Here is a 6,636-nt window from a genome sequence, read left to right as displayed (position 1 = left end):
ATTGCACGTCCTATTGCAGTTACATTTAAAAGAATCAACCAGATTGTAGTGGGATGGATTAACTACTATCGAATAGGCGTGATGAAATATTTCGTTGACGTCTTTGGTCAATGGCTTCGCCACAAAATCAGAGTTATTATTCTTAAACAGTGGAAGAAGCCAAAAAGAATTTATATTAATCTACAGAAACTGAATAAGAAACTCAGATGTCTCTTTACAGATGAACAAATATTCTCGGTAGCAAACACTAGGCTAGGTCTATACAGACAGGCCGATGGCCATGTAGTCAATTTTCTACTTAGTCCCAAGATTCTAGCCATAAAGAAAAAGGAGAGACCAGGTTTGGTCAATCCTCTTAACTACTATCTAAGTTAGTTTGAAATTATCATATAAATGTAGCGCCGTATACGAGACCCGTACGTACGGTGCAACGGGAGGCACAGAAATAATAATTAATCTCAGTATTGATATTATTTCCTGTCTACCCTATTATATTAGAGGATGCGAATGGAGGATTACAAATATGGAACTTAGTCAATTATTAAACCCTAAACAATTAGAAGCAGCCACTTATCTAGATGGACACCTAAGAATCATTGCGGGTGCTGGTTCAGGTAAGACACGTGTTGTCACATATCGTATAGCATATTTAATTGAAGAAGTAGGAGTCAATCCTCATAACATTCTCGCTATCACATTTACTAATAAAGCAGCCAATGAAATGAAAACAAGAGTAGAAAACATTCTAGGTACATCTTTAGGTACAACAATCTGTACGATCCACTCTTTATGTGTCAGAGTACTTAGACAACACTCTACTGCCATTGGCTATCCTCATAACTTCATTATTATGGATGAAGAAGATCAGAAATCACTTATTAAAAAGTTATATAAAGAAAAAGAAATAGATCAAAAATCAATCAGTATCAAATCTATGATTAACTATATCTCTTCATATAAGGTTAACTTTGTTTCTCCTGCCAAAGCCCTGCAGCTCGCTGGTAATATGCCGGGAGAAAAACATAAAGCAGAAATATATGCTATGTATGAAAAATATAAAGAAGATCATAATATGATGGACTTTGATGACCTTTTAGTCAATACATTAAAGATCTTCCAGGATAATCCTGATATTGTATCAAGATGGTCTAGACGTTATCAATTTGTCCATGTAGATGAATTCCAGGATGTTGGTTCTATTGAATACAACCTTATTCATTACTTTGCCCAGGATTCTATTGTCTGTGTTGTAGGAGACCCAGACCAGACAATCTATTCATTTAGAGGCAGTGATGTGAACTATATCATGAACTTTGATAAAGACTATCAAAACGTTAAAACTGTTATACTAGATCAGAATTATCGATCTACAAAAACAATCCTTGATATCTCTAATAATCTTATTAAGAAAAACAAGAACAGATTAGAAAAAGATTTATTCTCTGAATTAGAAGAAGGAGATAAAGTTATTCATTATGCAGCAGTAAGTGAAGAGGCAGAATCAAAATATATCTGTGATACAATCCAGAAGATCACACAATCCGGTGTATCTGAATCCCATATTGCGGTGCTCTATCGTGCGAATTATTTATCTCGTTCTATTGAACAGGAAATGATTCGCAGACAAATTCCTTATAAGATCTTTGGTGGATTAAAATTCTTTAATCGTAAAGAAGTCAAAGATGCTTTAAGTTATATTAGATTAGTCGTTATGGGTGATGATTTATCTTTTGAAAGAGTCGTCAATACACCATCTCGAGGAATTGGTGCGAAGACTTTAGAAAAGATCACCCTTACAGCCTCAAGACATGGAATCTCTAATTATGAAGCAGTCTGCTTCTTCTTAGATGAAACAGGTGTAGGTGGTAAAGCTAAAAAAGGACTCAAAGAACTTGTAGAAGTGATCGAGAAAGCAAGAGTTTCTGATAAGAGCTTAGCTGATATTTATGAAGATTTATTAAAGGATACAGGTTATTTGAAACTGATGAAGGATGGGCAGGAAGATAACCGTATTGAAAACTTAATGGAGTTAAAGAATTCTATTGATACTTATGTCAATACTCATCCAGAAACACCTGATTTTGAATCATATTTACAGGATATTGCTCTCTATACATCTCAGGATGAAGAAAAGACAGGTGACTATGTCTCACTTATGAGTATTCATATGGCCAAAGGACTAGAGTTTGACTATGTCTTTGTATCAGGTCTTTCTGAAGGCATTTTCCCTTCTGAAAGAACAATGAGTGAAGGAGGAGATGAGGGATTAGAGGAAGAAAGAAGACTTGCCTACGTTGCCTTTACACGTGCTAAAAAGCGTCTTTATTTGACTGATAGTCAAGGCTTTAGCTTTGTATCCCAATCTCCTAAGGTCACATCTCGATTTGTAGATGAAATAGGTCGAAATCATGTTGAACATGTTGGAAGACCTTCAAAGTTTAAGACACGTAATTATGTTCATGAATCTTATACAGATTTAATTGGAGATAATGGTGTAAGTGACTGGAAGGTGGGAGATTTAGTCAACCATGATATATTTGGTAAGGGTGTTGTTGTCAAAGTCAATGGACCACTTGTCGATATAGCTTTTGAAGTTCCTCATGGAATCAAGACCTTAATGGGAAATCATCATGCTTTAAAGCGCTTATCAAACTGATTTTTAAGTTTTATTATGAAGAGAATTTTGTTATAATACGTAAAAGAAAAGGAATGAGTAAGATGTCATTTGAAAGACTTAATGAATTAAAAGCCTTATTAAATAAATATAACTATGAATATTATGTACAGGATACTCCTACTGTCACTGACCAGGAATATGACCGTTTAATGGAAGAGCTCATCCGAATTGAACAGGCCAATCCTGCTTGGATTACAACAGATTCTCCAAGCCAGAGAGTAGGAGGAGAGGTCTTAGAAGGTTTCAAGAAGGTAACACATCAGCGTATGATGATGTCTCTTGGAGATATCTTTAATGAAGATGAAGTCTATACCTTCAATGATCGAGTTACAGATGTGATTCCTAATCCTGAATATATATGTGAACTGAAACTTGATGGTTTATCTGTCTCACTTGTATATCAGGATGGTGTATTACAATATGGTGCAACAAGAGGAAATGGAACGATTGGTGAAGATATCACCCATAACGTTAAGACTATTCGTTCTATCCCTTTACATATTGATTTTAATGGACCACTAGAAGTACGTGGTGAAATCATCATGCCTAAAAAGGCATTAGAAAGATTAAATGAAGAGCGTACTGAAGCAGGTCTTCCTCTCTTTGCGAATTGTCGTAATGCAGCAGCAGGTAGTATTAGACAATTAGATAGTCGTATAGCGGCAAAAAGAGGACTGGATGCCTTCTTGTATCATGTACCAGAAGCATCACAACTTAATGCAACAACACATTATGAATGCTTAGAAAAGATTAAAAATCTTGGATTTAAGACAAATCCTTATACACGTAAATGCAAGAACATTAAAGAAGTATGGAACTATATTGAAGAAGTCGCAAAACTTAGACCAACACTTCCATATGATATTGATGGTGTTGTTATTAAGGTTAATGATCTTAATTCACAAAGAAGACTTGGTTATACAGCTAAAGTACCTAAATGGGCGATTGCCTATAAGTTCCCAGCAGAAGAGGTTATTACAAAACTTAAAGATATTGTCTTTACAATAGGGCGTACAGGACAAATTACACCTAATGCAGTGCTAGAACCAGTACGTGTGGCAGGTTCACTCGTACAGCGTGCGACACTTCATAATGAAGACAATTGTATCCGTAAGGATATTCGTATTGGTGATGATGTTATTGTAAGAAAAGCAGGGGATGTTATTCCAGAAGTTGTTTCTTCTATTAAAGAAAGACGTACAGGTCATGAAATACCTTTTAAGATGATTACAGTATGTCCTAAATGTGGTTCACCACTTGTAAGAAAACCTAATGAAGCAGCTTATTATTGTATGAATGAAGAATGTGATTCAAAGAAGATTGAAAAACTGATTCATTTTGCCAGCCGTGAAGCAATGAATATTGATGGACTCGGTGATAAGATCATCGAACAATTCTATAACTTAGGCTTTGTGACATGTATTGAAGATATATATCATGTGGATGTACATGAAAAAGAAATCATGGATATTGAAGGCTTTGGGAAGAAATCTATGGATAAGCTACTAGAGGCAATCGAGAATAGTAAAGCGAATTCTTTAGAAAAACTCCTATTTGGGCTTGGTATTAAGGGCATAGGAGCTAAGATGGCTGATACACTTGCATATCATTTTGGTTCTATGGATGCTTTACTTAATGCGAATTATGTACAATTAACAAGCATCAAGGATGTAGGGGATACAATCGCGTCTTCTCTTGCAGCATTTAAGCGTAATGAACGTAATCTAGAAATGATTGCTCATTTGAAAGAGTTAGGTTTAAATATGGATTATTTAAAGGTACGTGATACAGGCGATAATCCATTTAGAGATAAGACAGTCGTAATTACTGGGACACTTACACTTATGACTAGAAAGCAGATTAAAGACTATTTAACAAGCCAGGGTGCGAATGTCACAGGAAGTGTATCAAAGAAAACAGATTTAGTGATTGTTGGGGAAAATCCAGGATCTAAATATACAAAAGCAGTTGATCTTGGTATTTCAATCATGAACGAATCAGCATTTAAGGAGAAGATTATAAGTAACTGAATATATTGACTCTTGTGTTTGAATGTGTTTATATGCTCATAGGGAGTGTTAAAATGAACACATCAAATATCTCAAATTATAAACCAAAAGATTTTGCTTTATTAAAGAAACTTAAAAAACAACTTATTTGAGAACAGAGAAGTCTTTCTCGAAAGTATGAAAATCTAAAGAAAGGAGAGTTCGCTCAAAAAAGAAATATACAAAAATAAATGCTTAAGATACAGAAGTTTCATCGTAGAATTGACAATATTCGTACTGATTACATCAATAAGATAATCGCAGAGATAGTAAAAACCAAGCTATCTTATATAACGATTGAAGATCTAAACGTATCAGGAATGATGAAGAACAGGCATCTTTCAAAGGCAGTTGCTTCGCAGAAATTTTTGAATTTAAATCAAAACTTCTAGCTAAATGCAAAGAGAATGGAATTGAACTTCGAATTGTAGATAGATGGCACCCATCATCTAAAACATGTCATTGTTGTAAGAATATTAAAAAAGATTTAAAGCTTTCAGATAGACTTTTCAGATGTGACTGTGGCTATATCGAAGACAGAGATTTCAATGCTGCACTTAATCTGGGAGATGCTACCACTTACGAAGTTGCATAAATAAACGCAAACGTAGGTATGTACCGAAGGCTATTTCGGGAATTTACGACTATGGAGTGTACTAGAACTTGTGAGTAGATATGATTTCGGTCAATCAAAAGCATACACGATGACATAGTAAGTAATGTTCGTGAGAACTTACATTATCTCGATGTGAGTATATTTAATCACATTTTGAGTGGCAGGCTAGCGGACTATGAATAAATTATTAAAAGCTCTTGTTAGTATCATGCTTATTTTTGCGACAGGATGCTCCAGCAAAACTGTAAAAACATCAAATAGTACAAAAGAATCTTCTGCAAAGACATTTGATGGTAATTACTACAACATGATCAACAATGGTCGTTCTAAGAATAGTGAGAAGTTCTATTTAAACTTCAGTAATACAAAGGATTTAGTTACTATTGGTTCAGGATTGCAGATTCTTTCAACAAAGCATTTCTCAACAAATGATTATTATTTATCAGAAGGATTACAATTAACACCAACTGATTACAATAATCTATTAAAAAGAGACTCTGCAGGAACTAAAGAAGAAGATAAGAAATATCCTGATACATTACAGATAGAAAGTGGTAAGACATATGAAGGCTTACAAAGCCCTGTACTTGTGTCTAATATCACTGAACAGGATTATTATAAGAAGAGTGGTTCTAGTTATGCCTTGAAAGGTATAAGTGTTGCTATTATTCTTGATCCTAAGGAACAGATTGATGGAAAGCTTTCTTCTCCTACAATTACTTTAAGTGATGAAAAGTTAAGAAGCTATGCCCAGCAGTGTGTTAAGAAAGCATACAAATATATCCGTTCAAAGAAGAGAAAACTTGCAGATGTTCCAGTTATGATTGGTATTTATCGTGCGAATAATAATGAAATATCTGAAACAAATGGTAATTATATTTATGAATCTTTCTGTGAAGGTGGCAGTGTCGGTACTTTAAAGAATGTGAATCATGAAAATGTATACTTTACAAGTACTCGTGCAACTAAGTTAGACCCAGCCACTGCATCAGAATTTGCAACTATCAAGTCTAACTTGAAGAAAGCTTCTACTGAAGCTGCCGGTTTAGTTGGGCAGGCCAACTATATCGATGATACGATCCAGACAATGAAAATCACAGCACACTTGAATATCAAGACATATACAGAATTACTATATCTGACTTCAGTGATTGCTGATAACATTAATAGTAAATTCACACAGGACTTTAATATTAAGGTTCTTGTGTATTCACAGGATGAATTGATGGCTGTGATTATTAAACAAAAAGGTGAAGATGCAAAGACATCTATATTAGAACAGTAGGAGGTCAATT

At 34.6% G+C, this 6,636-nt stretch carries 6 protein-coding genes; all 6 read left to right on the top strand.

Translation table 11 applies throughout. From position 1 onward, the window contains the following. The coding region (locus ABUA27_RS00790) for a group II intron maturase-specific domain-containing protein (RefSeq protein WP_349820037.1) at positions 1-375 on the top strand (375 nt) is incomplete at its 5' end. Between the two features lie 148 nt (positions 376-523). Beyond that, positions 524-2,656 carry an ATP-dependent helicase gene (locus ABUA27_RS00785; protein ID WP_129981830.1) on the top strand — a complete coding sequence of 711 codons (2,133 nt, stop codon included), beginning with the start codon at positions 524-526 and terminating at the stop codon, positions 2,654-2,656. A gap of 62 nt (positions 2,657-2,718) precedes the next feature. Beyond that, a complete protein-coding gene (gene ligA, locus ABUA27_RS00780; protein ID WP_129981835.1) occupies positions 2,719-4,707 on the top strand; it encodes an NAD-dependent DNA ligase LigA in 1,989 nt (662 codons plus the stop codon). 209 nt (positions 4,708-4,916) lie between these two features. Beyond that, positions 4,917-5,117, top strand: coding sequence for a transposase (locus tag ABUA27_RS00775; protein ID WP_202981952.1), 201 nt, complete (start codon positions 4,917-4,919; stop codon positions 5,115-5,117). Beyond that, a complete protein-coding gene (locus tag ABUA27_RS00770) occupies positions 5,039-5,320 on the top strand; it encodes a zinc ribbon domain-containing protein (RefSeq protein ID WP_202976630.1) in 282 nt (93 codons plus the stop codon). The genes ABUA27_RS00775 and ABUA27_RS00770 overlap by 79 nt, the downstream gene beginning before the upstream one ends. A 196-nt stretch (positions 5,321-5,516) precedes the next feature. Beyond that, entirely contained in the window at positions 5,517-6,626 is a 1,110-nt protein-coding gene (locus tag ABUA27_RS00765; RefSeq protein WP_287846709.1) for a CamS family sex pheromone protein, read from the top strand. Positions 6,627-6,636 lie beyond the last annotated feature (10 nt).

It is taken from the genome of Catenibacterium sp. RTP21428st1_D7_RTP21428_210409 (genome assembly GCF_040227455.1).
In the GTDB taxonomy this organism is placed as follows: Bacteria; Bacillota_I; Bacilli_A; order Erysipelotrichales; family Coprobacillaceae; genus Catenibacterium; species Catenibacterium mitsuoka_A.
This window is presented reverse-complemented; position numbering and strand designations above follow the sequence as displayed.